The sequence below is a fragment of the Ammoniphilus soli genome (assembly GCF_040813775.1).
This window is the reverse complement of sequence record NZ_JBEGDL010000026.1, coordinates 52400-75870: the sequence shown is the minus strand read 5'-3', so window position 1 is coordinate 75870 and position 23471 is coordinate 52400. Positions and strand designations below refer to the sequence as shown.

Genomic DNA, 23471 nt, shown 5'->3' with positions numbered 1-23471 from the left:
AACCTATTATCAACAGAGCTCCAGCGATGGGGCTTTTTATTTTTCTAACCAAAACCAACTTTTTTAAATCTGTTGGCTCAATCCAAAAAATGAAAAAGAAACGGCCAATTTCGTGCCGTTCCTTTCCGAAAAGAGGAGAACAATGAGTCTGCTGTTGGAGGCGGTAAGTTATAGTATGTTGATAAATGGAATCTGAACCAGAGGCAAAGGTGGATTTATAATAGTGTTCCACTGTCTATAAATAAAAAAGGAGACATCTCTGTCTCCTTTAGATGTAGGATTTATTATACTACACCAACGTTCGCGAAATAATGACGAGAAGGATATAGAGGACAAGGATAAACGCAATGCCGCCACCAACTCCAACTCCTGCACCTGCTCCGTAGAGACTCATATAATCTGCCTCCTTTCGCTTCAACATACTCCTATGGTATGAATAGAAGGTGGATAAGGTACGGGCTATTTGAAAATTAGATTATAAATTAGTTTTAAGACCATCTTGCGGATCTGCGCGAAATGGTCTTTTTAATTTCACTAATAACATCCTCCCAGCAAACTATGTTTGAAAAGCTCTTATGGAGGTGAGGTCGAAATAGTGTAGCTGAGGGGAAATAAAATAGCAAGAGGGTCTAATCCTCTGGAACAACTCCAAGACTATCAGGTACGTCGCATTCAAAAGAGAAAATAATTAGATCGCCTATACGTTTATCCACTCACTTTTCTTTAACTTACATATACCAATATTAGGTTAAAAGAGAGGGGGTGCATTAAATGAAAAAAGCCGGAATAAAAGGTCGTACATCTCATAGGGATTTACTAAGAGCTATCAGAAGAAATAGGGAACTTCTTAGGGATAATAGGGAACTTCTTAGGGAGATCCTTGATATTCTTGAAGATAACAATAATCACAGTAGGAAAAGGAAAAGACGCTAACAAATCAAACAACCTTGGAGGCCATTTGAAAAAGATTTGGAACAAATTAAAATCATTTCGTTGAAGCAAACGGGATGATCTTTTTATTTTAAAACCGAAACTAACATTGACCACGGTTCAAATCCATCTAGGTGAGCATAGGATATATCATTGCTTAATTTTTTTAGGATAGGGTGATGATATGGAATACAAGCCGTGGGGAACAGCAATGAACCCAATGTACCAGTTCGAGTCTAAAAAAGAAACGGATATGAAGAAGTCATACGAAAGATCTCAATACATTGCTCCATTCCATAAAGGTCAATCGAGGTTCTGTGTATTTTCTAAATAAACAGTAAGAAATTATGGCCATTTCGAGCTCATCCTCGATATGGTCTTTTTTATTTCAACAACAAAAATCCCCCCTACCACGAAGGGGGATTCGTTGGAGCCCAATAATACCTGTAGAACAAACCGTAATCATATAGTTTCCAAAGTTATTCATATTATGCATCAACGTCCAAATAGGGCGTTTTTTTATTTACCAATTATCCCCCAGCAAACTATGTCCGAAAAGCTCTTATGAAGGTAGGGAGAAGTAGTGTACCTGGGAGGACATTATATACTGGGAGCTACGGATGACATACTAGAGAGATATATGTAAGGATATACGCTAGTAAACCTGACTAATAGGAGGTGAGTGGATAAGAAGTTAAATGATTCTAGTGAAGTTTCCCCAAAAAAACAGGACAAAAGAGGAAAAGGCAGTGACAATAGACAGAGTCATGCTCGGTGTAAAAGACGTCATGAAGATCATGGGAATAGGTCTTGACTAAGCATATGCCCTCTTCCACTCAAAGCAATTACCTATCGTTCGAGATAGACTTAGAATTCTCGTTCATAAAGATGTTTTATTTGAATGGCTATAGAGGGCGAGGGTATAATGAGAGAGGTCACATCTTCATTTCATACTTCCATAGAATATTAAATTGAGGGTGTTATCTATGGCTAAGTATGATAAAAGAATCAAGCAAGCAGACAACGGAACTTATTATTTCGTGATTTCCGCTGGACGGTATGAGAGCGGAGCGAAAAAAGGTAAACGACGACAAATATTGAGAAAATCCTTCAAGACCAAACGTGAGGCACACGAAGCACTCGTCGAGATCGAATATGCTGTTTTTTATTCTTTTTATTTTCTTTATTTCTGTTTTATTGTCACTACGTGTCGTAAATGTATAATTAAAAATTATGTTTTAGTTCCGTTAACGAAAATGGTATGCATTCTTAGAAGGAGACAACTATGCGATTTAACATAAATATCTCACTGGACAACCATTACCTTTTTCGCAGCCTTTTCTTTGTACTTTTAGTTATCGTTCCACCTATAACCGAGTGGTTTGACGATTATAACTCACTCTTTGTTCTTACAGTATTATTCTTGGGGCTTGGTTTTTGGAATAAATCTAACTTGTTTTTATTTCTTTCCTGTACTTTTGTGGTGTTCATTCGAACTGTGTTTCGTGAAGATTTTGATATTTCTCCTCTTGCTGTTTTAACTCGTTTACTTATTTACCTAGCGGTTACGTTTAGTGCATCTATCGTAGCAAGGCAATTCCATGAAATAAAGTTATCACGTTTGAAGGATCAACACCTTCTTGTTCGTGTATTTGAAAAATCACCCATTGGTATGGCAATGTTATCTTTTAATGGTGCTTTTAAGGCTAATTCATCATTATGCAACATGTTAGGATTTAGCGAGGCCGAGTTAAAAAATCTCCGTGTTCAAGCTATCACCCATCCTGAGGATTTAGAAGCTGACCTGAAGTTATGGCACAAATTGGTGCAGGGTGAAATAGATTATTATCAAATAGAGAAAAGGTATATTCATAAATCTGGGGACATTAAATGGGGGCTTTTGAATGTCACAGTAGAACGAGATCAACAGGGAATTGATATGAATGACATATACATATTTCAAATTGTTGATATCACTGAACAAAAATTAAGGGAAGAAAAAGTAAAGGAATCAGAAAAACTCTCTTTGATTGGAGAATTAGCTGCTGGGATCGCTCATGAGATAAGAAATCCTTTAACCAGTATTCGAGGTTTTGTTCAGCTTGATCAGAGCGAAGACGCCGATAATATTAAGAAACTACGTTACGAAGTGATGTTATCGGAGATTGATCGTATAAATGAAATTGTAAGTGAGTTGTTAGTGTTAGCTAAGCCTACAACTGAGAGATATGGGTTAAAGAGCATCATAAATAAATTAAACCACGTCGTAACATTATTAGAAGGGCAGGCAAACCTTTGTAATGTTCAATTAATAAAAGAGTTCGATACCAATTTGTCAGCTGTTTTGATTCATAGTCAGGGCAATCTTAAACAGGTATTCATTAATGTTTTAAAGAATGCCATTGAATCCATGACCAAAGGCGGAGAAGTCCGAATCCAGGCCAATAGAGTAGACGATAAGGTATGCATTCGGATCATAGATCAAGGGTGTGGAATCCCAAAAGATGAATTAGCTAAAATCGGTAACCCATTCTTTACCACCAAAGAAAAAGGAACCGGACTAGGCGTAATGGTTTCACATCGTATTATCCAAAACCATAAAGGACACATGCGGATTGAAAGTGAAGTTGGGAAAGGAACTGCGGTGGAAGTCATTTTACCATTCGCCAGATAGGTACTTTTCAATAATTAAAAGTAAAAAAGAGGTGACCCAAAAGTGCCTGGCACTTTTGGGTCACCTCTTTTGCTTTTTAGAGAGAATGATTCGAACTTCAAACTGCTTTCCCCTTAAAATGACCTACTACCTCTTAACCCGCACTGCGCCAACATAAGCCTTGTCCCACCAGCCATCGGAGAAATCATCGTACTTGACCCCGCCTTTACCGTAGGTATGGAGCACTTTATCATTTCCAGCGTAGATGCCTACATGTCCAATTCTTTTGATCGATCTTTTATCATATTTTTTGGTTTTGGTTGTTGCAAAAAAAACAAGATCACCAACTTTTAGATCCTCTCGTTCTACAGGAGTGCCATTTTCATACTGTGCCCGGGCACCTCGCGCAATCTTGATCCCATTTTTCTTGAAAATATATTGGGTGAATGAAGAGCAATCAAATTTTTTGTTTTTTTCATATTCAGCCCCTAGCTTGTACTTCACACCTAGGTACTTCTGTCCGGTTTGAATTAATTTTGATCCGTGAGCTGATTGTTCAAACTTATCCTGATTAGATACGGAAGCGTTTACATTATCAGATGCAGATGAACTGGAGCCGAATCCAAATAAACAGGTAAGGGTAATAGTTCCCGTTAAGGCCATATGTAGCAATTTTGATGTTTTCATGCATACCATCCTCTCTTTTGTTGTTCTAGTTGCGAGCCCCTTGTTTGGGTGTTTGGGAAACCATGGCTAAAGCATAACATGAAAGAAAGCGCTATCATACATGAAATTAATGGATGGTTGTCCATAATTATGGGGTGATGGCAGCTTCTTCAAATATAGGCAGACCGGAAGATGTCGCACAAGCCGCCTTATTCTTGCGTCAGAGGAATCTAAGTTTATGATGGATCTCCTTTATATATCGACGGCGGGGTGGTATCAGGAAAGATGGCTTAATAAATTACAAAGCCGGGTATTCACTACTCATGTAGGAAAACCCGGCTTTTCCTTTTGTTTAGGTTGAAGCAGTATCTTCTACTTATGGATAGAAATCTCTTCGAAGGAGAACTTCCTTAGGCAACTCGGTGCCGGATGTTCCTCTGTCGTCCGTTTCTTTTTCTTCAGTTGGGTAATAGATAATGAAATTATCCATTTTATTTAGAGCCATTTTTCTAGGCAGCACCTTCAATTCAGGGTGCCATGCTATCGTTCCCGCACGGGCGCTGATAACTACAACGAGAACGTCGGGGTTTCTAGTGAGATAGTTTCCTGCATAAAAGGATTTCCAGCCTGGCACATAATCTATTTGGGTGGTGGGCAGGTATTTTCCCTCCAACACCAAAGCTTCAAATGAAGCAATCTTTTCATCCATCGTCAGGCAATGGAGCGAAGCGCCTAAATCGACGGTCAATTTTTGAATCCGGTTCAGCGCATCTCTAAAGCCGTAGGAATGTATGATTCCTTTCGGGAAAATGGCTAGAACTTGTTTGGTCGTATTAAGGGGATGATCTATTTTAGCGACGAGAACGGTTTGGTTCGTTTGGTCAATAAATTGATCCAGAACACTTCCAAACATCCGGTGTGGCGCCGTGAGCTCAGCATCCCATCTGGCGATCACTGTAGTGATTCTTTCTTCCAATATGGCTCTAACGATGCCGCTCGCAATATTATGGTCCACTCTAGTCAATAGCTTAATGGGGACATCGGCTCCGGAGGCATACTGTACAGCATGACCCAACAGCTTTTCGGCACTTTCGATTCCTCCTTCAATTGCCTTTTTCTCGCAATTGATTACCGTAAGAGGGTAGAGCGGCTGATCTTGATTTGTATTCGAGCGGATAATGAAGGCAAGATCCAGTAAAGTCTCCATGTTTTCGGGCGAGGTCATGGGGATCATGATTCGTTCAGGCGCTTCATTTTGAATATAGGGCTTCTGCTCTTCCTGGACGGATATTTTTCTTCCAAATTTCTCAACCAAGTACGGACCAAGGATACAGGTAACTAGAATCATAATGATCACAGCGTTCACTGTGGCCTGATCCAGCAGGCCAACGTCGAAGCCGACTAAGGTGGCGGCCAATGTGGCTGCCGCTTGCGGAATGGTAAGCCCAAAGGTAATGTGCAATTCATCGCGGTTATATGTATAGATTTTGTACGTAACCCAAGAAGCAAAAAATTTTCCAGCGATTACACCTGACAGGATTAGGGCAGTCAAAATCCAAGCTTTGGGATTTCCGAAAAAGGCGCGCAAATCCATTAACATCCCGACAGAAAGCAGGAAAAAGGGAATAAATAATGCATTGGCAGTAAAGCGGATCCGATTCATCAGCGGGCCTTGCTCAAAAATGAGGCGGTTCAGAGCCAACCCGGCTAAAAAGGCGCCAATAATTGCCTCTACTCCTGCAGCTATAGCAAGAAAGGCGGAAAAAAATAGACTGACGAGGACAAAGGTAAAAAGCGTGGCTCCATCATAGCTCATATTCCGAAAGAACCATCTTGCTGCGTAAGGTACACCGAATATTATCAGAAGGGGGAACAAACAAAGGGAACCCACAAGTGTGATGAAGAAGCCCCAGGTTAAATTTCCCGTTGCAACTACAGTACAGATGGCTAGGATGATCAGCGCTAATGTATCGGTAAGGATCGTTCCGCCGACTGCCGTTGTGACTGCTTTATTTTTTGATATGCCTAATCGACTCGCAATGGGATAACCAAGCAGGGTGTGGGATCCGAGAATAGAGCCGAGCAAAATGGATGCATTCATACTATAATCCTGCCACAATCCTATCCCTGTGCCTATCAAGAGAGGGAAGACTAAAGACATTAAGCCAAACCAGATACTCTGACTGCGATATCTTTTGAATCCATCGATATCCATCTCTACGCCGGCAATAAAAATGATAAAGAGAAGCCCAACGGTTCCAAGCAATTCAATCGTTTGCCCCTGCTGAAGAATCCCAAATCCGTGCGGACCTATAAGGATCCCGGCAAGAATGGGTCCAATAATCCCAGGTATCCTAAGAACCCTCATGAGCATAGGGGTAAAAAGGAAGATCGACATGGCTAAAGCAAAGACCATGACAGGATGCTCTAGCGGCAGTTCAAACATCGCATAAACCCCTTTCCATGTATCAATTGTTTACATTACCTCATTCTATTGGAAAGTCCTTGTATTTATCACTAAAGCTGATATTTTCACGCCTCGGTTTTTGTCGAAAACAATAAAGAAACCCATCACGTCTCTGTGATGGGTCTCTGGCTTTTTAGTACGTTTCAGCTAACAAATCTTTCTTATCTAGCAAGATTGCCAATTGGGTTTCATTTTCCCATAGAACTCGCAAGCCTAAGCTCTCGGCAATAAAACGAAGCGGCACTAATGTTCTTCCTTGAACAAGCTTAGCAGGTACATCGAGAGCATGCGGTTTTCCATTGATATAGGCAACGGAGCTGCCAATCTTCAACGTGATCGTAGTATCTCCTTTGATTACCGTAACCAGCTGGGTTTCCTTATTGAAGTCCACTTCCGCACCTAGCGCTTCAGCTAAAGGGCGAAAAGCCAGCAACGTTCTGCCATGCTCAATGATCGGCTGCACATCCATCTTTGGTTCTTCTCCATTGATGATGGTTTTAACCCCTGTTCTGCCTTGCTTATGTAGAAGCTCACCTATCAGCTTATATTCCTGCAAAAGCTCCTCATCGGATACTTTTTTCAGTTTCTTGATGTAATCTTTTTGGACGACGAAAGCCTCATTGTACGCCTTGAGCTGGATATAAAGCTCTATTAAAGCAGTAGCCGCTTCTTTCTTTTCTTTTCCGTCCAGCTTTTTCAGCTCTTCCTGCAAAGGAGCCAGTTCCGCCAATTGGGCTTCTAAAGCATTAAGGCGGTTTTGGATTGATCCCATCTTGCCTTGATGTGCTGCTTCAGGTACCTGCTGGAGCTGGAACTGCTCGTATTTGGCAATGATTTTGTTAAGCTTTTTGAGAAACTTGTCCACATTCGCGTCGGACGAAACGGACACTTCAACCTGGGTCGTCGCGGAGTCCTTTTTACCATAGCCATCGGCAAGCGCCGCCTGGGAGAATAATAGGCTTGTAGCTAGCACAGTGAAAGTTGCTTTTTTCCAATTGATCATGTTGGTTGTACCCCTCTCAAATCGTCTAAAGTTTCATTTATTAGTTTCGTGTGGGAATCTTTGGTTTATGGGGGGAGGAGGGAATAATCAGGACTTTTGTATAGCTAACAGGACTTCTATACCGGTTTTGGCTTTCTAAATCCAAAAAAGCCGGGTATTCTCTACTCATGTAGGTAAACCCGGCTTTTCCTATTGTTTAGGATGAAGGGATATCTTCCAACGACGCACAATACTTCCGGATTAATTTAGAAGCCTTGGATTGACTGATGTCCAGGTCAGCAGCTACCTTTCGGGAGCTTTTGTGTTTTTTATACGATGCCGCGACCATGTCCCTTTCCAGTAATTCCAAGGCTGCATCCAAGGAAGACGGGTAGGTTCTTTTAATGACAGGCTTCGTATTTTTGATGATGATGTCTGGTAGGTCTTTTAACTGAATCATCCCATCGCTCGTAATGACTAATCGTTCCATAACATTTTCCAGCTGCCGGACGTTTCCGGGCCAATCGTATTCCTGAAGAACGTCAAGTGCATTTTGGGCAATAATGTGGCTTGTTTGATATTTGAGATTTAATTTGTTGAGCAAATAATAAATGAGAGGGATGATATCTTCTTTTCGATCTCTGAGTGGAGGAAGTTTTAAGTCAATCACATTCAATCGATAGTAAAGGTCTTCCCTGAATTGCTTGTTTACCACCATTTGACTTAAATCTTGATTGGTAGCTGCAATAATTCGAATATCTACCGCTTTTAACTCTCTTCCCCCGACAGGCAAGAATTTCCTCTCCTGAATGACCTGTAGCAGCTTGGCTTGGATTTTTAGAGAAATTTCCCCGATTTCATCCAAGAAGATCGTGCCGTGGTTAGCTGCCTCAAGCAAGCCTATTTTTCCGCCTTTGTTGGCTCCTGTAAAGGCTCCCTGTGCGTACCCGAATAATTCCGATTCAAGCAATTCTTCCGGAATGGCTGCACAATTGAGAGCAAGGAAGGGACCATTTTTTCGTTGACTCATTTTATCAATATAGCTGGCAAGAACACTTTTCCCGGTACCTGATTCCCCTTGAATGAGGATGGTGGTATCCGACTTGGCAACTTTTTGGCAGAACTTAATCAGGGCTTTCATTTCCTCATTGTTGGTAATGATATTATCCTCGTGCAAGTGAGTATTTTTCGACTCACTTTGATTTTCATCTTCCGGATTGTACAAGGCCTTGTAATTCTGTTCGTGGGCAGTTGTTACGATGAGTTCGATTTCGCCTTCTGTGTTGAAAATCGGCACAGCCGTTGTGAGGAGCTCGCCGCCGATATAAGTGGTTTGCTTAATCGTTACCGGCTTTTTTCCTTCAAAACATAGGGAATGACCGATGGTCCCCAAAGGCCTTTTTCAATAAACTCACTGTTTAGCTTTCCGATGACCTCAGCAGGCTTCAACCCATAGTGCCTTTCGCATGTTCGGTTTACATAAACAATTCGCCCATCTCTCTCCAAAACAAAGATCTCATCGGATGAATGGTCGAGGATATTCATCAAAATCTCCGTTGTAATTTCGGCTGTAGGATGTTCTGGGATTCCCTTCTGCATGTCTATGCTCCTTACCTGAGTCAAAATGAATTCGAATGAGTTCATTTTGACTCATTTTCCAACGAAAAAGAAGGATTAAAACAGTTATTTACGTTAGAAATAGGGCTTTTTTTAATGGCATTATTCTTGCAATTAGGTATATTCGAAGGATGCAATTTCCTTACAGGATATAAAGGGGGTTTAAAAGATGAATGCAGAAGTGAAGCAAAAGAAAAGTACTTTATTCCAAACGATGCCGTATCGCTTGTACACGGATCCAAACGTATTGGAAGAGGAGCAGGAAAAGATTTTCTCCAAAACCTGGCAGTATGTGGGTCATGTGAGCCAGGTCCAAAAAACGGGGGATTTTTTTACGTGTGAAGTGGCAAGAGAACCGCTGGTCATCCTGAGGGGAAAGGATGAACAAATCCGCGCCTTCTATAACGTATGTCCCCATCGGGCGACAAAATTGGAGAAGAACAGGGAAGGAAATAAGAAAATCCTGCAATGCGGCTATCACGGCTGGACCTTCAACCTGGACGGGTCGTTGCATAAGGCCCCGAACATGAGGGAAGTCGAATCGTTTTGTGAAGGAGAGGCTTGTCTTCGTTCCGTTCGTCTCGAGATCCAGTCTTCTATGATTTTTGTCAATTTGGATGAAAATGCCCTACCATTAGCTGAAAGCTTTGGTGATTTCTTTGAATCGCTGAAGGTTGCTCCCTTTCTTGGGGAATTGAAGAGAGTATGGGCCAAACAGCGTGTGATTAAAGGGAACTGGAAAGCTTTTGTTGACAATTATTTGGAATGCGATCATTGTCCGATTGCTCACCCAAGCTTCGTAGCGACATTGGATATGAATCAATATCAAGTGGTTGCCTGTGAAAATTATTCGGTTCAAGGGACCGTGGTCAAACCGGATAAAAAAGTGGGGAGCCTCGAATTGGATAAGGCAGAATTTCAAGGTGGGAGATTCTATTGGCTCTGGCCAAATCTCATGGTGACGATCTATCCGGGTTCCGGTAATCTATCCATCATTCAGATGATTCCCATAGATCATGAAACGACGCTTGGCACCTATCATGTCTTTTTCCGCGATGAAAACCTGACGCAGGAAGAGCAGGATTTATTGGAATTTATGGAGCAAGTCCGGGATGAGGATATCGAATTGGTTGAATTGGCTCAGATCGGATTTCGCTCGAAAGCATTTAAGCAAGGCATTTTGTCGCCAACGGAAAACGGCGTTTTACAATTCCATGAGATGATTCAGGACGTGCTTGGAATTGGCAGTTGGAAGTCATAGTACAACGTTTATAGATCATGTACAATGAGAAATGAAACATACAAGGAGGAACAGATCCACAATGATGAAACCTAGGATAGATAAAGTCATTTTTTCGTCCGCAGTTACCATAATAACGGTCTTGTCGGTTCTTCTATTGGCCGATCCGGAACAGGGCACGAAATTATTTGATAGCGCTTTAACCTTTGTTACCGGCAGGATGGGAACCATCTATCTATGGGGATGTGCAGCCGCCTTCGGTTTACTCATTTGGCTTGCCATGGGCAAATACGGGAATGTGAAGCTCGGTGATGCGGATGCCAAACCTGAATTCTCCACAGCAAGCTGGATTGCCATGCTGTTTACAGCGGGAATAGGAAGCGGCTTGATGTATTGGGGAACCATTGAATGGGCGTGGTATTATCTTTATCCTCCTTATCAGATTGAACCGAAGAGTGTGGAAGCAGCAGACTGGGCAGCTACTTACGGCATGTTTCACTGGGGATTTACCGCCTGGGCGATCTATTGTCTGCCTGCGCTGCCCATCGCTTATGCGATGTACGTTCGAAAATACAAAAATGTTCGTCTCAGTACAGCCTGCGCGGGAGTCATCGGAGAAAAGCATTCCAAAGGCCTGATAGGGAAATGCATAGATGTATTTTTTATGTTTGGAATTATTGGCGGGGTGGGGACTTCGCTCGGTCTGGCGACCCCCCTGATCTCCCAAGCGATCTCATCCATGTTCGGCATTGAAAAGAGCATGACGTTAGACGCCGTGATCATTGTAGCTTGGACGATTCTCTTCGGACTTAGTGTCTATACCGGATTAAAAAAGGGGTTAAAGATTTTAAGCGACATCAATGCTTGGCTATTTCTAGGTGTTGCCCTGTTCATTTTTGTAGTTGGTCCTACGGCCTTTATTCTTTCCCGTTTTACGGATTCCTTCGGTTTATTGCTGCAAAACTTTGCCCGCATGAGCTTTTATACGGATTCTGTAGGGGGATCCGGATTTTCCGAATCCTGGACCATTTTCTATTGGGCCTGGTGGGTGGCCTATGCCCCCTTTATGGGGATTTTCGTAGCCCGAATCTCCAAAGGAAGAACCATACGCGAATTGATCGCCGCAGAACTTATTGGTGGAACCTTCGGTTGTTGGCTGGCTTTTGCAGTTTTAGGGAATACCTCCATGTCTCTTCAGTTAGCGTTTGAGAAAAACCCAGCTACAGGGGTAGATATAGCCGGCATCATGGAAAAAAGCGGTGAACCAGCAGCTATTGTTGCTACCCTTCAAGCCCTTCCCGGGGGCTTCGTTCTTCTTGGCGCCTTTACCATAATAACGCTGATCTTTTTGGCCACGACGTTGGACTCTTCGGCGTACACGTTGGCCGACGCTGCGTCTAAGGATTTAGAGGATGGACAAGAACCAGCCAGGTGGCATCGATTATTCTGGGCTCTCGTATTGGGGGGAATTGCTATTGTACTGATGTATGGCGGAGGGCTTAAAGCGCTTCAGAAATTATCCGTTATCACTTCGTTCCCGCTGATTTTCGTTCTCGCCGTTTCGACCGTTTCTTTCTTGAGATGGATAAAGGAAGATCATGCAAAATTAGAGATTCAGCCGTTGGGCAAGGGAGCAAACCACGAGACTGAGAAGACCGATCATGCTAAGACGAGGGTTGGTTAAAGGAAGGGAGAACACGATGAGGGAATCAGCATCCCATTCAGCAAGGAGGATGGCCTCAAGCAAATTTCAAAAGGTCGAACCATTCATGAAGTCATTATGGCCAATTTAGTATGGGGGACTTTGGGATGTTGGGTTTACTTTGCGGTTTTTGGCGTGAACTCGATTCATATTGAGCTCCATGGTGCTACTTCAATGACCGAACTGCTGTCCGCAACGACGCCGGAAAACGCGATTGCGACCATCTTAAGTACCTTGCCTGGACAACCGGTAACTTTGTTGCTGCTTGCTCTGCTAATGCTGATCTTTTTGGCCACCACTGCTGACTCTGTCGCCTACGTGATCGCTTCCATGACGACAAAGTCACTGAACCCCGGGGAAGAACCGCAACGCTGGTACCGTTTGTTTTGGGTGTTTTTTCTCATCGCCATTGCCATTACGATTATGGTATTGGGAGGGATGAAACCGATACAAGCTTCTTCTACCCTAGGAGCTTTTCCACTCTTGTTTATTATCGTGCGGTCGGTCATGAACCAAAAACTAGAGTGATAACCATTGACTATTTGGATACTCATCCGATTGCTGCAGAAGGACCTGGACAAGCGGTTAGGGAAACAGGCTATCATACTACCTAATATAAAAGAAATCGAGAGGCTGTCCCTAAAGGTCGGTGAAACCGACCTTTAGGAGATAGCCTTTTCTTTTCTCCTCGTTACTTTGGATAAAAGTAGGATTGAATAACAGGTCCCAGGGCTTTATGGGACACCCCCTTTGACTTTTGGAGTTAAGAACCTGGATTAATGGGATTTTTGCCAACTAAATTTAAATTTTGGCTTAGAAGGACTGGTTTAAGTGGAAAAACTCCCATTATCCCCTTTTGTAATCGTTTACAATTGTTCAATTTAGTTTTTAGTGATACTTTCTCCAACTATTTCTCTTTTTTCCTCACTATTTTTCAAAATAGTTGGCGTTTCTCCCATTATCTCTATTTTGGGCTGGATCTCAGTCCACTACTTGTATACTCCATTCAATAAATGTCTTCGAAAATACCCTATAGTGGGTATGATTACGAATTCTACTAGCGAGGGTGACCCTCTAGGTTCTAACTTTTGGGTCAGCCTCTTTTTATATTCTTAGAAATGGATGTTTGAGTTATTTTCAATTCATATCGAGTCGGAAACAACTCATCTTTTATTGAGGATTTTGTACGCTCGAGTTCTCCCTATTCCTTGAATTTATCCCTTATGGTCTCGTTCATTCCATCCTTTCCTTCTGTAATGAGTTCAAACCAACTCACTTTATTAAGAAAAATGTAAAGAAAAGACGTTATTTACGATCAATAACGTGGTAAACGGAGTTGGCACGGTTGTTGCAATTATAAGAAATTGAGTCTAAACCGCTTAGACTATAACAAAGCATACTACGAGGAGTGATTTGTGTGGCATTAGCAGAGAAAAACGTAAAACAAGGGTATGAAACGATGCCTTATCGTCTATATACGGATCCGGCTGTTTTAGAGGAGGAGAAAGAGAAAATCTTTTCTAAGACATGGCAATACGTAGGACATATCAGTCAGGTTCAAAAAGTGGGGGATTATTTCACGTGTGAAGTAGCGGGAGAGCCACTTGTCATTATCCGGGGAAAGGATGAGCAGATCCGAGCTTTCTACAACGTTTGTCCCCATCGGGCAACGAAATTGGAAAAAAAGGACGAAGGAAACAAGAAGATCCTCCAATGCGGGTATCATGGATGGACGTTTAACTTGGACGGCTCGCTGAACAAAGCACCAAATTTTAAGGATGTGGAGCATTTCTGTGAGGGGGAAGCTTGCCTTCGTTTCGTACGGCTGGAGATTCAAGCTTCGATGATCTTTGTCAATTTGGATGACCAGGCTGTGCCTCTGGCCGAAAGCTATGGTGACTTCTTCAACTCGCTAAACGATGTGCCGTTTCTTGGTGAATTAAAAAGAGTCTGGACCAAACAGCGGATTATCAAAGGAAACTGGAAGGCCTTTGTCGATAATTACTTGGAATGTGATCACTGCCCGATTGCTCATCCCGGTTTTGTAGCGACGCTGGATATGAGTCAGTATAAAGTAGTTGCTTGCGAAAACTACTCCGTGCAAGGAACCGTCATTAAGCCAGATAAAAAAGTGGGAAGTATCGAGCTGAATAAAGCCGAATTTCAAGGCGGGCGCTTTTATTGGCTGTGGCCGAACCTGATGGTGACGATTTATCCCGGTTCCGGAAACCTTTCTGTCATCCAAATGATCCCTGTTGATCATGAGACAACGATGGGCGTTTACCATGTGTTTTTCCGGGATGGAAATCTTTCACAAGATGAGCAAGACTTGCTGAAGTTTATGGAACAGGTACGGGATGAGGATATTGAGCTGGTGGAATTGGCTCAAATCGGCTTCAGATCCAAGGCGTATGGCAAAGGAGTTCTGTCCCCTACGGAAAATGGGGTGCTGCAGTTCCATGAAATGGTTCAGGAAGTCCTTGGGATCAGGGAGTAGAAACCATCACACCAATACAGTATGGAATTCTAGTAAACATATCTAATAGTAAAGGGGATTATGAAGATGAAGAAAAAGCTATTTATTAACGGGGAATGGATGGAATCGAAAAACTATAGTACTCTTCTCTCTCCTTATACACAGGAAGTGATTGCGGAGATTCCGCAGGCGACAGAAGAAGAAACTGAAAGGGCCATTGAGTCGGCTTATCAGGCTCGGATCGTTATGGCTAAAATGCCGGCCCATCAGCGGGCAGCCATCTTGGAAAGGCTGGCGGCGCTGTTAGATGAACGTTCAGAAGAAGCGGCCCGTCTTATTGCTTTAGAAGCAGCCAAGCCAATTACGACAGCTAGGGTGGAAGTATCGCGTACCGTACAAACTTATAAATTCGCAGCGGAGGAAGCGAAGAGAATCCACGGCGAAACGATTCCCATGGATGCCGCACCTGGCGGAGAGCGAAGATTAGCGTATACCTATAGAGAGCCTATAGGGGTTATCGGGGCGATCACACCTTTTAATTTCCCTATGAATCTCGTTGCGCACAAGCTTGGGCCTGCTCTTGCCGCAGGAAATTCGGTTGTCCTGAAGCCTGCCGGTCAAACCCCGCTCTCTTCATTATTCATTGCTGAACTCTTGCAGGAAGCAGGGTTGCCAGCAGGAGCCCTCAATGTGGTCACTGGGGACGGAAAATTAGTAGGAGAGAAACTCGTAACGGATCCGAGAGTTCATATGATTACCTTTACGGGAAGTCCCGGAGTAGGGATCGGAATCCGCAATAAGGCTGGATTGAAACGAGTTACCCTGGAGCTGGGATCGAACGCAGCCGTCATTATCGATAAGGGCGTGGATATCGACAAGATTATTCAGCGCTGCGTGACCGGGGCTTTCTCCAACCAAGGACAAGTTTGCATCTCCTTACAGCGAATCTATGCCCATGAGGAACTCTACGATCGTTTTGTAGAGAAGTTTATCCAAGCAACGAATCAGTTAAGATTGGGAGATCCGCTAGACCCCGAAACCGACGTATCGGCTTTAATATCCCCCAATGACGTACAACGAACCCTGAACTGGATAGAAGAAGCCAAACAGGGTGGAGCGAAAGTTGCAACAGGGGGTAAAACGGAGGGGAATATCCTTTATCCGACGGTTATTTTGGATGCTGATACCGCTTTGAAGGTATCCTGCCAAGAGGTATTTGCTCCCGTAGTTCTGATCAACCGCATTCATTCGGTTGAGGAAGGAATTGAGAGAGTAAATGACTCCCGTTTTGGATTGCAAGCAGGCATTTATACGGAAAACGTGCATACAGCGCTGGATGCAGCGGAAAAGCTCCATGTCGGAGGCGTCCTGATCAATGATATCCCGACGTTCCGTGTGGATCATATGCCATATGGCGGGGTAAAGGAAAGCGGGACCGGACGGGAAGGACTGAAATATGCCGTGGAAGAGATGACAGAAATGAAGCTCGTCATCTGGAATCGAAATTAAAACTGGGAGAGAAACCGATATGGAAAAAATCTATAAAATCGCCGTGATTGCCGGAGACGGCATTGGCCCAGAGGTTATTCATGAAGGAGTTAAAGTATTAAACGCTATTGCCGAAGCGGATGGAAGCTTTCGATTTGAATTTATCTACTTCCCTTGGGGATGCGAGTACTATGCTAAACATGGAGAAATGATGCCAGAGGATGGCTTAGAGCAGCTGCGGAACTTTGACGCCATCTACTTGGGGGCCGTGGGATATCCAGGTGTTCCCGATCATATCTCTCTATGGGACCTGCTGCTCAAAATTCGCAAGGGATTCGATCAATATATCAATATCCGTCCGATCACGCTATTGGAGGGAGCGCCTTGCCCTTTGAAGGATGCCAATAAAGAAGACATAAACATGCTATTTATTCGGGAAAACAGCGAAGGGGAGTACGCTGGAGCGGGGGATTGGCTGTTTGCCGGAAAGCCTGAAGAGGTGGTATTGCAAACCGGTGTTTTCTCAAGAAAGGGAACAGAACGAGTCATCCGTTATGCATTTGAAGAAGCTCGCCGGTTAGGAAAATCCCTTACGAGCATCAGCAAAGGAAATGCCTTGAATTATTCCATGGTGTTTTGGGATAAGGTCTTTGAAGAAGTGGGCAAGGAATATCCGGATGTTCCGACGTATTCGTATCTGGTTGATGCTGCTGCTATGTTTATGGTTAAGCAGCCGGAACGTTTTGAGGTCGTTGTCACCTCCAATTTATTCGGGGACATCTTAACGGATCTGGGAGCTGCGATTGCCGGGGGCTTAGGACTTGCAGCCGGTGCCAATATTAATCCGGAGAAATCCTACCCCTCCATGTTTGAACCGATTCACGGCTCCGCACCCGATATTGCAGGAAGAGGATTGGCCAATCCTTTAGCTGCCGTCTGGTCGGCCAGTCAGATGCTGGATTTCTTTGGACATGAGGATTTGGGAGCAAAGGTACTAGAAGCGGTAGAGAGTCTACTCATAGAAAAGACAGTTCTTACTCCGGATATGGGAGGCACAGCCAAGACGTCAGAGGTAGGCAGTCGAGTGGTTCAGATCTTAACTGAAAAGATGAGTATCGTTTAGTTAGAAGTAAAGAGAGCCAAAAAGGGAATTGGCTCTCTCTTTTCTATTCAGTAGTTTATTAGAATAGGAGACAGCGTGATATGGGTTATGAAATTTTACTTACGATTATTATCATTAACGTCTTATATGTATCCGTTTTCACCTTGAGAATGATCCTGGTGATTAAAGGGTATCGATTATTTGCCGCATTGTTGTCTATGGTTGAGGTTTTTGTTTATTTGAAAGGTCTGGCCATAGTTCTTGATAATTTAAATAATCCGATCAATCTGGCGGCCTATTGCATCGGTTGGGGAATGGGTGTTTATTTGGGAAGCCGAATTGAGGAATGCATGGCCCTGGGGCATGTGACCATCCAAGTGGTGGTGGATTCCATAGAACTCGACCTGCCTGATTATCTTCGCAAGCAAGGCTTCGGTGTAACTTCCTGGCTAGGCGATGGAAAAGATGGAAAGCGACTTGTCATGCAAGTGCTGGCCAAAAGAAGCAATGAACGCAAGCTCATGGAGTTCATTCAGAATCGTGTCCCTAAAGCGTTTGTGGTCTCATACGAGCCCAAGCAACTCAAGGGGGGATTTTGGATAAAGCATTTGAAAGGGTAAGTTCAGCGATAAAAGCAAGTCTAAACTCAGGCTGACTGAATAAACCGCATGGATCGTTATTTTTCTGTGAAATTCATTTCATTCCATTTAAAAAACTACGAAAAGCTAAGCATAATAGAGCATCATGGAGAATAAGTTTATCGTGGAATGGAAATACGAACACCATGGAGGTTTTAGGAATGGATTTGAGGGTGTTAGATTTGCAATATCGGCTCGAGCAAACCCAAAGACATCTAAAAGGCAGCAGCTATTTAAGCCAAATGTATAAAGAAGATATCGAAGAAATTGATAAGATTTTGCTTGAAATTGAAGCAATGGTTCGATTTCAGCCGAAAAAGTTTTTTCTTATGTAATGATAAGACCATAAAGAGGTAGCCTCCAAGGCTACCTCTAGTTAGGTTCAGGAGTATTCACCATCAGATAGGCAACGTTAGCCAGGCGAATAAATATCTCATCCCGCAGCGGTCCTTGCAGGTTTACTTCATCCATGGCTTCCTCCATGCACCGCAACCATGCTTTCGCCCGAGTGGGGGTTACTTCAAACCGAAGGTGGCGGGCACGCATAGCCGGCGGACCAAACTCCTCACTATACAGGGCAGGGCCCCCTAGAAATTGCACTAGAAATAATTTTTGCTTTCTCATAATTTCTTCAATCCCATCAACGAATAAAGGGCTTAAATCCGGATCCTTAAGCACGCGTGGGTAAAAAGCTTCGACAAGTCTATGGACTACTTCTTTGCCGCCTAATTGCTCGTACGGAGATTGAATAGGAGGAAAGGACAAGCGTATCACCACCTATATAACTGTATTAAGATTATTTTAAGTATAGTTGAAAGGCAGTCCACAGGGATGTGACGAATCTCACAATAGCTTTTTCCCCATTAAAATCGTCGGGGCATAGGCTGGTGTAGGAAGCGGAAGAAAGCCAAACCTTCTATATAATTCATAGGCCTCCGTATTTTCCTTGTCTACATAAAATTGCAAGCTTTCGAATTGACGTCGCATAGCATAGTCCTCAAGGTGCTGCAGGTAATGGGTGGCAATCCCTTTTCTTTGATACTTTTCTTCGATAACGCATAATTCCAAAAAAAGAATCTTATCCTTTTCTGTCCAGCTTAAAAAGCCTACTCTTCTTCCATTAGGTTCTGTCAACAGGATGACCCGGGAGTATTCGTTCAAGAGCTCGAGAATCCTTTTGTCGCTTAAGCCCTTCGCCGAAGGATAGCGGCCCAGATTCCGCTTAATCAGCCGCAACAGGTACTTGTTGTCCTTCAGCGGGATGCGTTCCCGGAAGCGCAAACGATAGACCAACTCGATTCCCCCTCATTGCATGCATAGTTATTCTATGATGATGCGATTCGCTGAGTCACTTAAGCGCAGAAAATCGACTTGCTGCATATAGTAATCAAGGATAAGGGAAAAGAAGTGGGGAGATAAGCGTGAGGGAAGAGGAGCGCTGTCAGCTGATTCCGGTACCGCGATCTGCTCTTTGGGGACTGTTCTCCAAAATATACCGTTGGATTAAACGGTATTTCGATCTGAAGAAAAGCTTCTGATGAAGCCTTCACAGAAAAAAAGATTCTCCTAGCGCAGAGGAGAATCTTTTTTTTAGTATTAGTAACAGCTGAAGAGGAAAAATCCTAAAGCTGTCATCTTGCTACTTTATAAGCTTAGGATCTTCTTTCTTGTCGTCATCATCCATAATTCCTTTAGTGGAATCCTTAAATTCTTTTAGAGTACGTCCGACAGCTCTTCCCAATTCAGGCAATTTGCTTGGGCCAAAGATGACTAAAGCAATAACAAGGATAAGGATTAAACCGGGTACGCCAATGTTCGAAAACATATTATCATACCTTTCTGGGTAAGTAATGTGACATTCTTAGTTTAGCTAAAAAAAGAATACTTAACAATGTTTCTTTTTTCTATAGATCTGAAAAGAATGTGACAGAAAAACCGATGAAACATGAGACAAACTGTAGTAGACATGGTATAGTGTAAATATACCAATTTTTGAGAGTTAAAGGGGGTTAACGACACCATTGCTAGAACATATTTATACGCCCATCAGCTTAATCAAAAAGACATTCAAAGCAGGCGAAAGGTCGTTGGCGCGCGAGGAAATCGCACACCGGCTTCAAGCGATGTTTGGGGTAGAAGATTCCGCAGCGGATTCTTTTATCCAACTGTCCTTAGACCGACCTTCCTCACCGTTGCGTGAAGGAAGCTCTCGTGCTGTTATTGAATATGTACAAGAATCTCAACCTTTATCCCAACACGCATGGAAAATTCTTCAGGATAGTGGAAGCCCTTTAACGGAGGAACAGATTCTTCGGAAGCTGAGGAGCCTCAACTTAGTCTCATGGAGCTTTTCCTTTGATCGATTAGGGCTGTTGGGGGACCACCGCTTCTCCCAGCTTAACGATGGGCGCTGGATTATAAGCGAGTGGGAGATTGTCAACGATGACATTTTTGAGCTGATTCAAAGAAAGGAAACAAAGGAGCTCCTTATCAAGGACGTCCCTTACATCATGCAAATGAGTAAAGGGCTTTCGAAGAGAAAAGGATTGTTCCTGCCTGAACTGGATTCTCGTTTTGAGATCTCGGAAGATAAGATTTACTTACATGAAAGTTCAGTAACTGTCATGGAGAATGAGACCATTCCTTCTTCCGACAGCCACATCTTGGATATTAACCAAACAACAATAATGGAGGTGGCGGCAGCCATGAATCAGGAGACCTTAGAATTGGTACAAGAAAAGCAAGAGAAGACCGTTGTAGACCAAGTTGTAGAAGATTTGATGGGTGCACTAATCAAATTGGAAAAACGCTCTGCTGAAATGAAGGAAGAAGTTCTTTCCCATTTTACGGCTAACAATTTGGACGCCATTAAATCCTTAATGTCTGAAAAAGAAAAGAACGAAAGAGTTCTCCTTAAAATAAAAGATATTGTGGACGAGCTGTCTTAGATCAGGGATGGTAACACGTGGAGACGGAAGTTTTCCTTTCTAGGCGTTTTGATCGCCTTCGTCAGATTATTCAGCTGAGAAATGATAAAATTCGAAGCTTGGACGCCCAGGTCCTAGATTTGTTTGAAGAGGGTAATTTGGAAGGCATAGAAGCCCTCATGCATCAAAAAAAGTCCATGATGATCACCAACCATCAACTCGCCCTCTTTATCGACAAATGGGAACCCAGGGCTTCCGGATGGCTGGGAGAACAACTCTATACGTCCATATGATAAAGAGGAGTGTGCAGGATGGGAAAAAACCGGATTTGTGAAATGCTGGGGATCGATTACCCCATAATCGAAGGAGGCCTTGCCTATGTAGGGAATGGGGCTTTAGCTGCTGCCGTTTCCAACGGGGGCGGATTAGGGGTTGTTGGGTCCGCCGGTCGCTCGGTTGACGATTTTCGAGAGCAAATTCGCATTGCTGAAGAAAAGACAAGCAAACCTTTTGGAGTAAACCTTCCGATCAGTGAGCATTCTGATAATTCCGCTTATGTGCAAGCGATTCTTGATCATAAGCATCTCATTAAAGCCGTTAGCATATCTGCAGGGAATCCTAGACCGCTCATCCCGATTTTTAAAGAAGCTGGGATGAAAGTCATGGTTTTAACCTCGACCGTTACTCATTCGCTCAAAGCAGAGCAGGCCGGAGCCGATATTATTATCTGCGAAGGATTTGAAGCTGGGGGCCACAACGGGCCTGCTGAGATGACCCTGTTCTCGCTCATTCCGCAAGTGTCCAGGGCTGTAAAAGTTCCTGTAGTAGCGGCAGGCGGAATTGCTGATGGCCGAGGAATTGCAGCTGCCATGATTCTAGGCGCAGATGGGGTGCAACTCGGTACAAGGTTTGTAGCCACCATAGAGTGCCAAGCCCATGAGGCGTATAAGCGCATGCTCATTGAGTCACAGGATGACGCAACTGTGGTGATGGAGAGAAGCATTGGCCGAGTTACACGGGTACTGAAGGGTCCTTTTGTGGATAAAATTCTAGAGGTTGAGAAGACCAACCCAAGCATAGAGGATATGCTCCCTTACATCCGGGGAATCAATAATAAAGTGGCTGCCATTGAAGGAAGTGTGCAGGATGGGTGGCTCAACTGCGGACAAAGTGTCGGTTTAATTGATTCCATCCAAAGTGCAACGGATGTGGTAAGAAGTCTTGCTGCAGAGGTTGAAGCCATCATGACCCATTCGCCTTCCTTTTTTGAATCTTTTCGGTCATAGCCATAGTCAAGATTGGATCATGCCCCCTGGAGAAAGTTTCTCGGGAGGCATGATTTTTGCACCAAAATGTATGCGATTTCAAAAAAATAGGCAGTAATTTATAAACATATATCAAAATATTCCTATTATATAGTATATAATGAAGCGTAAAAAAAGCTTCATTGAAGCATTTCAGGGTAGCCAGACCACCTTTAGAGGAAGCTTTTTATGCGTTTAAGAAAGTTTGTTCACTTTAGTGCTTTAGTGAACTTAAACTTTCTCTAACAGTAAAAAATTAGGGTGTGAATGAAAGGAGCAAATCCGCATGGCAAGACTTTCAAAGGAACAGATTGCATTCAATATGTCCAAAATACCCGGGTGGAGACTTAATCAGGACATGATTGAGAGGGTGTTTGAATTCGAAGGTTTTAAGCAGGCCATTTCTTTTATCAATCAAGTTGCGGAATATGCTGAGGAGATGAATCACCACCCTGATTTTATCTTGCGTTATAACAAGGTATCGCTCACCCTGACTTCCCATGACAGCGGAGGGTTAACGGGGAAGGATTTTGCCTTGGCACAACGGATCAATAAACTGCTCCCTTCGAAAGGAAAAGCAGTATAGCCCTCTTTTCTCGAACCTGCTCAGTATAGAGTTCAGGTTCTTTTTTTGCCTATAAAGATACAGATTATAAATAAGAATATAATTTTCCTCTTCTTAATCCTCCGGTTATTTGCTAGAATAGATATAAATCAAAAGTTGGAGGGTATACAACTATGCCTGAGATACAAGTTAGGGAACTTTGTGAAGAATCCTATCACCGTCTTAAAAAGTCGGCATTAGACATTGAGAATTTCCTGAACTCAACCACACTTCAAGATCTTGTCAACCGCAGTGGAGACCAAGAAGAATATAGTTCTTATTACAAAGCTTATTTATCTGACTTAAGAAGCCTGTTGGTTCATTGTGAGAAAGTTTATGAAAACATTGGAGTTTGTTTGCGAAGATCAGAATTTAATAAAGAATTCGCTGAAGAAGCCCTTTATCATTTATACCACACCTGCGTAAACCTTTTTTATTATCCAAAAGGTGAAGTGTATGAAGAGGATGGCAGACACAGTTATACCGGCAGGGATGCGATCATTTTCCGCAAGGAAGTCACCCCTGAGCTGAAAGCTTTAACACTGTCCTTGTCTAAGACTTTTGAATACTTGCGTGACGAGTTGCAGTATTATGAGACAGACTACATCACGATGAAAAAAATGAATAGCCAGAAGAAAAAAGCAACCTTATAAGGTTGCTTTTTTCTTTACTCAA

The 23471-nt window shown here is 43.1% G+C and carries 26 protein-coding genes; 16 read left to right on the top strand and 10 right to left on the bottom strand.

Annotation, left to right across the window (positions count from 1 at the left end; genetic code table 11):
• Together ABLT31_RS29390 and ABLT31_RS29385 are read right to left on the bottom strand one after the other, a co-directional pair.
• On the bottom strand, window positions 1–232 hold a 232-nt coding region (locus tag ABLT31_RS29390; RefSeq protein ID WP_367758375.1), incomplete at its 3' end, for a hypothetical protein.
• A gap of 57 nt (window positions 233–289) precedes the next feature.
• Entirely contained in the window at window positions 290–394 is a 105-nt protein-coding gene (locus ABLT31_RS29385; RefSeq protein ID WP_367758373.1) for a sporulation protein YjcZ, read from the bottom strand.
• A 377-nt stretch (window positions 395–771) separates the two neighbouring features.
• Here ABLT31_RS29385 and ABLT31_RS29380 point away from each other — a divergent pair, with 377 nt between their 5' ends.
• From ABLT31_RS29380 to ABLT31_RS29370, 3 genes are all read left to right on the top strand, one after another.
• Window positions 772–933 (top strand): hypothetical protein, encoded by a 162-nt coding sequence (locus tag ABLT31_RS29380; RefSeq protein WP_367758371.1) that lies wholly within the window; start codon window positions 772–774, stop codon window positions 931–933.
• A gap of 983 nt (window positions 934–1916) precedes the next feature.
• Window positions 1917–2231 carry an Arm DNA-binding domain-containing protein gene (locus ABLT31_RS29375; protein WP_367758369.1) on the top strand — a complete coding sequence of 105 codons (315 nt, stop codon included), beginning with the start codon at window positions 1917–1919 and terminating at the stop codon, window positions 2229–2231.
• Window positions 2216–3604, top strand: a complete 1389-nt coding sequence (locus tag ABLT31_RS29370) for an ATP-binding protein (RefSeq protein ID WP_367758367.1) — start codon at window positions 2216–2218, stop codon at window positions 3602–3604. The genes ABLT31_RS29375 and ABLT31_RS29370 overlap by 16 nt, the downstream gene beginning before the upstream one ends.
• Before the next feature lie 126 nt (window positions 3605–3730).
• Here ABLT31_RS29370 and ABLT31_RS29365 read toward each other — a convergent pair whose 3' ends face one another.
• From ABLT31_RS29365 to ABLT31_RS29345, 5 genes are all read right to left on the bottom strand, one after another.
• On the bottom strand, window positions 3731–4270 hold the full coding sequence (locus ABLT31_RS29365; protein ID WP_367758365.1) for a C40 family peptidase: 540 nt from the start codon (window positions 4268–4270) through the stop codon (window positions 3731–3733).
• A gap of 355 nt (window positions 4271–4625) precedes the next feature.
• Entirely contained in the window at window positions 4626–6695 is a 2070-nt protein-coding gene (locus ABLT31_RS29360; RefSeq protein WP_367758363.1) for a cation:proton antiporter, read from the bottom strand.
• Between the two features lie 154 nt (window positions 6696–6849).
• A complete protein-coding gene (locus ABLT31_RS29355; protein ID WP_367758361.1) occupies window positions 6850–7719 on the bottom strand; it encodes a stalk domain-containing protein in 870 nt (289 codons plus the stop codon).
• A 196-nt stretch (window positions 7720–7915) separates the two neighbouring features.
• Window positions 7916–9091 (bottom strand): sigma-54 interaction domain-containing protein, encoded by a 1176-nt coding sequence (locus ABLT31_RS29350; RefSeq protein ID WP_367758359.1) that lies wholly within the window; start codon window positions 9089–9091, stop codon window positions 7916–7918.
• Complete coding sequence (locus ABLT31_RS29345) at window positions 9043–9297, bottom strand: PAS domain S-box protein (RefSeq protein WP_367758357.1); 255 nt, start codon at window positions 9295–9297, stop codon at window positions 9043–9045. Before ABLT31_RS29345 ends, ABLT31_RS29350 begins: the two co-directional genes overlap by 49 nt.
• 187 nt (window positions 9298–9484) lie before the next feature.
• On the opposite strand from ABLT31_RS29345, the gene ABLT31_RS29340 reads away from it, so the two are divergent.
• The 8 genes from ABLT31_RS29340 to ABLT31_RS29305 all read left to right on the top strand — a co-directional run bounded on the left by ABLT31_RS29340 (window position 9485) and on the right by ABLT31_RS29305 (window position 18296).
• Entirely contained in the window at window positions 9485–10576 is a 1092-nt protein-coding gene (locus ABLT31_RS29340) for an aromatic ring-hydroxylating oxygenase subunit alpha (protein ID WP_367758355.1), read from the top strand.
• A gap of 61 nt (window positions 10577–10637) precedes the next feature.
• Window positions 10638–12239 carry a BCCT family transporter gene (locus ABLT31_RS29335; RefSeq protein WP_367758353.1) on the top strand — a complete coding sequence of 534 codons (1602 nt, stop codon included), beginning with the start codon at window positions 10638–10640 and terminating at the stop codon, window positions 12237–12239.
• A 24-nt stretch (window positions 12240–12263) separates the two neighbouring features.
• A complete protein-coding gene (locus tag ABLT31_RS29330; protein ID WP_367758384.1) occupies window positions 12264–12785 on the top strand; it encodes a BCCT family transporter in 522 nt (173 codons plus the stop codon).
• Between the two features lie 931 nt (window positions 12786–13716).
• On the top strand, window positions 13717–14754 hold the full coding sequence (locus tag ABLT31_RS29325; RefSeq protein WP_367758381.1) for an aromatic ring-hydroxylating oxygenase subunit alpha: 1038 nt from the start codon (window positions 13717–13719) through the stop codon (window positions 14752–14754).
• A gap of 60 nt (window positions 14755–14814) precedes the next feature.
• Complete coding sequence (locus ABLT31_RS29320; RefSeq protein ID WP_367758351.1) at window positions 14815–16242, top strand: aldehyde dehydrogenase family protein; 1428 nt, start codon at window positions 14815–14817, stop codon at window positions 16240–16242.
• 19 nt (window positions 16243–16261) lie between these two features.
• The gene (locus tag ABLT31_RS29315; protein ID WP_367758349.1) at window positions 16262–17344 is read left to right on the top strand and encodes a tartrate dehydrogenase; all 1083 of its coding nucleotides are present in this window, start codon (window positions 16262–16264) and stop codon (window positions 17342–17344) included.
• An 80-nt stretch (window positions 17345–17424) separates the two neighbouring features.
• Window positions 17425–17943 (top strand): DUF2179 domain-containing protein, encoded by a 519-nt coding sequence (locus ABLT31_RS29310; protein WP_367758347.1) that lies wholly within the window; start codon window positions 17425–17427, stop codon window positions 17941–17943.
• A gap of 179 nt (window positions 17944–18122) precedes the next feature.
• Window positions 18123–18296 (top strand): hypothetical protein, encoded by a 174-nt coding sequence (locus ABLT31_RS29305; protein WP_367758345.1) that lies wholly within the window; start codon window positions 18123–18125, stop codon window positions 18294–18296.
• 37 nt (window positions 18297–18333) lie between these two features.
• Here the strand turns inward: ABLT31_RS29305 and ABLT31_RS29300 are convergent, their stop codons facing one another.
• The 3 genes from ABLT31_RS29300 to ABLT31_RS29290 form a co-directional block, all read right to left on the bottom strand.
• Complete coding sequence (locus tag ABLT31_RS29300; RefSeq protein ID WP_367758343.1) at window positions 18334–18726, bottom strand: globin domain-containing protein; 393 nt, start codon at window positions 18724–18726, stop codon at window positions 18334–18336.
• 78 nt (window positions 18727–18804) lie between these two features.
• The gene (locus ABLT31_RS29295) at window positions 18805–19254 is read right to left on the bottom strand and encodes a GNAT family N-acetyltransferase (protein ID WP_367758341.1); all 450 of its coding nucleotides are present in this window, start codon (window positions 19252–19254) and stop codon (window positions 18805–18807) included.
• A gap of 346 nt (window positions 19255–19600) precedes the next feature.
• A complete protein-coding gene (locus ABLT31_RS29290; RefSeq protein WP_367758339.1) occupies window positions 19601–19786 on the bottom strand; it encodes a twin-arginine translocase TatA/TatE family subunit in 186 nt (61 codons plus the stop codon).
• 196 nt (window positions 19787–19982) lie between these two features.
• On the opposite strand from ABLT31_RS29290, the gene ABLT31_RS29285 reads away from it, so the two are divergent.
• From ABLT31_RS29285 to ABLT31_RS29265, 5 genes are all read left to right on the top strand, one after another.
• A complete protein-coding gene (locus ABLT31_RS29285; RefSeq protein WP_367758338.1) occupies window positions 19983–20909 on the top strand; it encodes a hypothetical protein in 927 nt (308 codons plus the stop codon).
• 17 nt (window positions 20910–20926) lie between these two features.
• Window positions 20927–21181 carry a hypothetical protein gene (locus ABLT31_RS29280; protein WP_367758336.1) on the top strand — a complete coding sequence of 85 codons (255 nt, stop codon included), beginning with the start codon at window positions 20927–20929 and terminating at the stop codon, window positions 21179–21181.
• A gap of 18 nt (window positions 21182–21199) precedes the next feature.
• Complete coding sequence (locus ABLT31_RS29275; RefSeq protein WP_367758334.1) at window positions 21200–22174, top strand: NAD(P)H-dependent flavin oxidoreductase; 975 nt, start codon at window positions 21200–21202, stop codon at window positions 22172–22174.
• Window positions 22175–22478: 304 nt separating this feature from the next.
• Complete coding sequence (locus ABLT31_RS29270; protein WP_367758332.1) at window positions 22479–22778, top strand: 4a-hydroxytetrahydrobiopterin dehydratase; 300 nt, start codon at window positions 22479–22481, stop codon at window positions 22776–22778.
• A gap of 152 nt (window positions 22779–22930) precedes the next feature.
• Window positions 22931–23449 carry a DUF3907 family protein gene (locus ABLT31_RS29265; protein ID WP_367758330.1) on the top strand — a complete coding sequence of 173 codons (519 nt, stop codon included), beginning with the start codon at window positions 22931–22933 and terminating at the stop codon, window positions 23447–23449.
• The last annotated feature ends 22 nt before the right edge of the window (window positions 23450–23471 follow it).

What these genes read in the sequence shown, in the direction of transcription:
- ABLT31_RS29275 (WP_367758334.1), top strand. Translation starts at nt 21,200, where the DNA reads ATGGGAAAAAACCGGATTTGTGAAATGCTGGGGATCGATTACCCCATA.
- ABLT31_RS29345 (WP_367758357.1), bottom strand. Translation starts at nt 9,297, where the DNA reads ATGCAGAAGGGAATCCCAGAACATCCTACAGCCGAAATTACAACGGAG.
- ABLT31_RS29360 (WP_367758363.1), bottom strand. Translation starts at nt 6,695, where the DNA reads ATGTTTGAACTGCCGCTAGAGCATCCTGTCATGGTCTTTGCTTTAGCC.
- ABLT31_RS29365 (WP_367758365.1), bottom strand. Translation starts at nt 4,270, where the DNA reads ATGAAAACATCAAAATTGCTACATATGGCCTTAACGGGAACTATTACC.
- ABLT31_RS29310 (WP_367758347.1), top strand. Translation starts at nt 17,425, where the DNA reads ATGGGTTATGAAATTTTACTTACGATTATTATCATTAACGTCTTATAT.
- ABLT31_RS29265 (WP_367758330.1), top strand. Translation starts at nt 22,931, where the DNA reads ATGCCTGAGATACAAGTTAGGGAACTTTGTGAAGAATCCTATCACCGT.
- ABLT31_RS29315 (WP_367758349.1), top strand. Translation starts at nt 16,262, where the DNA reads ATGGAAAAAATCTATAAAATCGCCGTGATTGCCGGAGACGGCATTGGC.
- ABLT31_RS29270 (WP_367758332.1), top strand. Translation starts at nt 22,479, where the DNA reads ATGGCAAGACTTTCAAAGGAACAGATTGCATTCAATATGTCCAAAATA.
- ABLT31_RS29320 (WP_367758351.1), top strand. Translation starts at nt 14,815, where the DNA reads ATGAAGATGAAGAAAAAGCTATTTATTAACGGGGAATGGATGGAATCG.
- ABLT31_RS29375 (WP_367758369.1), top strand. Translation starts at nt 1,917, where the DNA reads ATGGCTAAGTATGATAAAAGAATCAAGCAAGCAGACAACGGAACTTAT.
- ABLT31_RS29325 (WP_367758381.1), top strand. Translation starts at nt 13,717, where the DNA reads ATGCCTTATCGTCTATATACGGATCCGGCTGTTTTAGAGGAGGAGAAA.
- ABLT31_RS29370 (WP_367758367.1), top strand. Translation starts at nt 2,216, where the DNA reads ATGCGATTTAACATAAATATCTCACTGGACAACCATTACCTTTTTCGC.
- ABLT31_RS29355 (WP_367758361.1), bottom strand. Translation starts at nt 7,719, where the DNA reads ATGATCAATTGGAAAAAAGCAACTTTCACTGTGCTAGCTACAAGCCTA.
- ABLT31_RS29305 (WP_367758345.1), top strand. Translation starts at nt 18,123, where the DNA reads ATGGATTTGAGGGTGTTAGATTTGCAATATCGGCTCGAGCAAACCCAA.
- ABLT31_RS29335 (WP_367758353.1), top strand. Translation starts at nt 10,638, where the DNA reads ATGATGAAACCTAGGATAGATAAAGTCATTTTTTCGTCCGCAGTTACC.
- ABLT31_RS29340 (WP_367758355.1), top strand. Translation starts at nt 9,485, where the DNA reads ATGAATGCAGAAGTGAAGCAAAAGAAAAGTACTTTATTCCAAACGATG.
- ABLT31_RS29385 (WP_367758373.1), bottom strand. Translation starts at nt 394, where the DNA reads ATGAGTCTCTACGGAGCAGGTGCAGGAGTTGGAGTTGGTGGCGGCATT.
- ABLT31_RS29380 (WP_367758371.1), top strand. Translation starts at nt 772, where the DNA reads ATGAAAAAAGCCGGAATAAAAGGTCGTACATCTCATAGGGATTTACTA.
- ABLT31_RS29290 (WP_367758339.1), bottom strand. Translation starts at nt 19,786, where the DNA reads ATGTTTTCGAACATTGGCGTACCCGGTTTAATCCTTATCCTTGTTATT.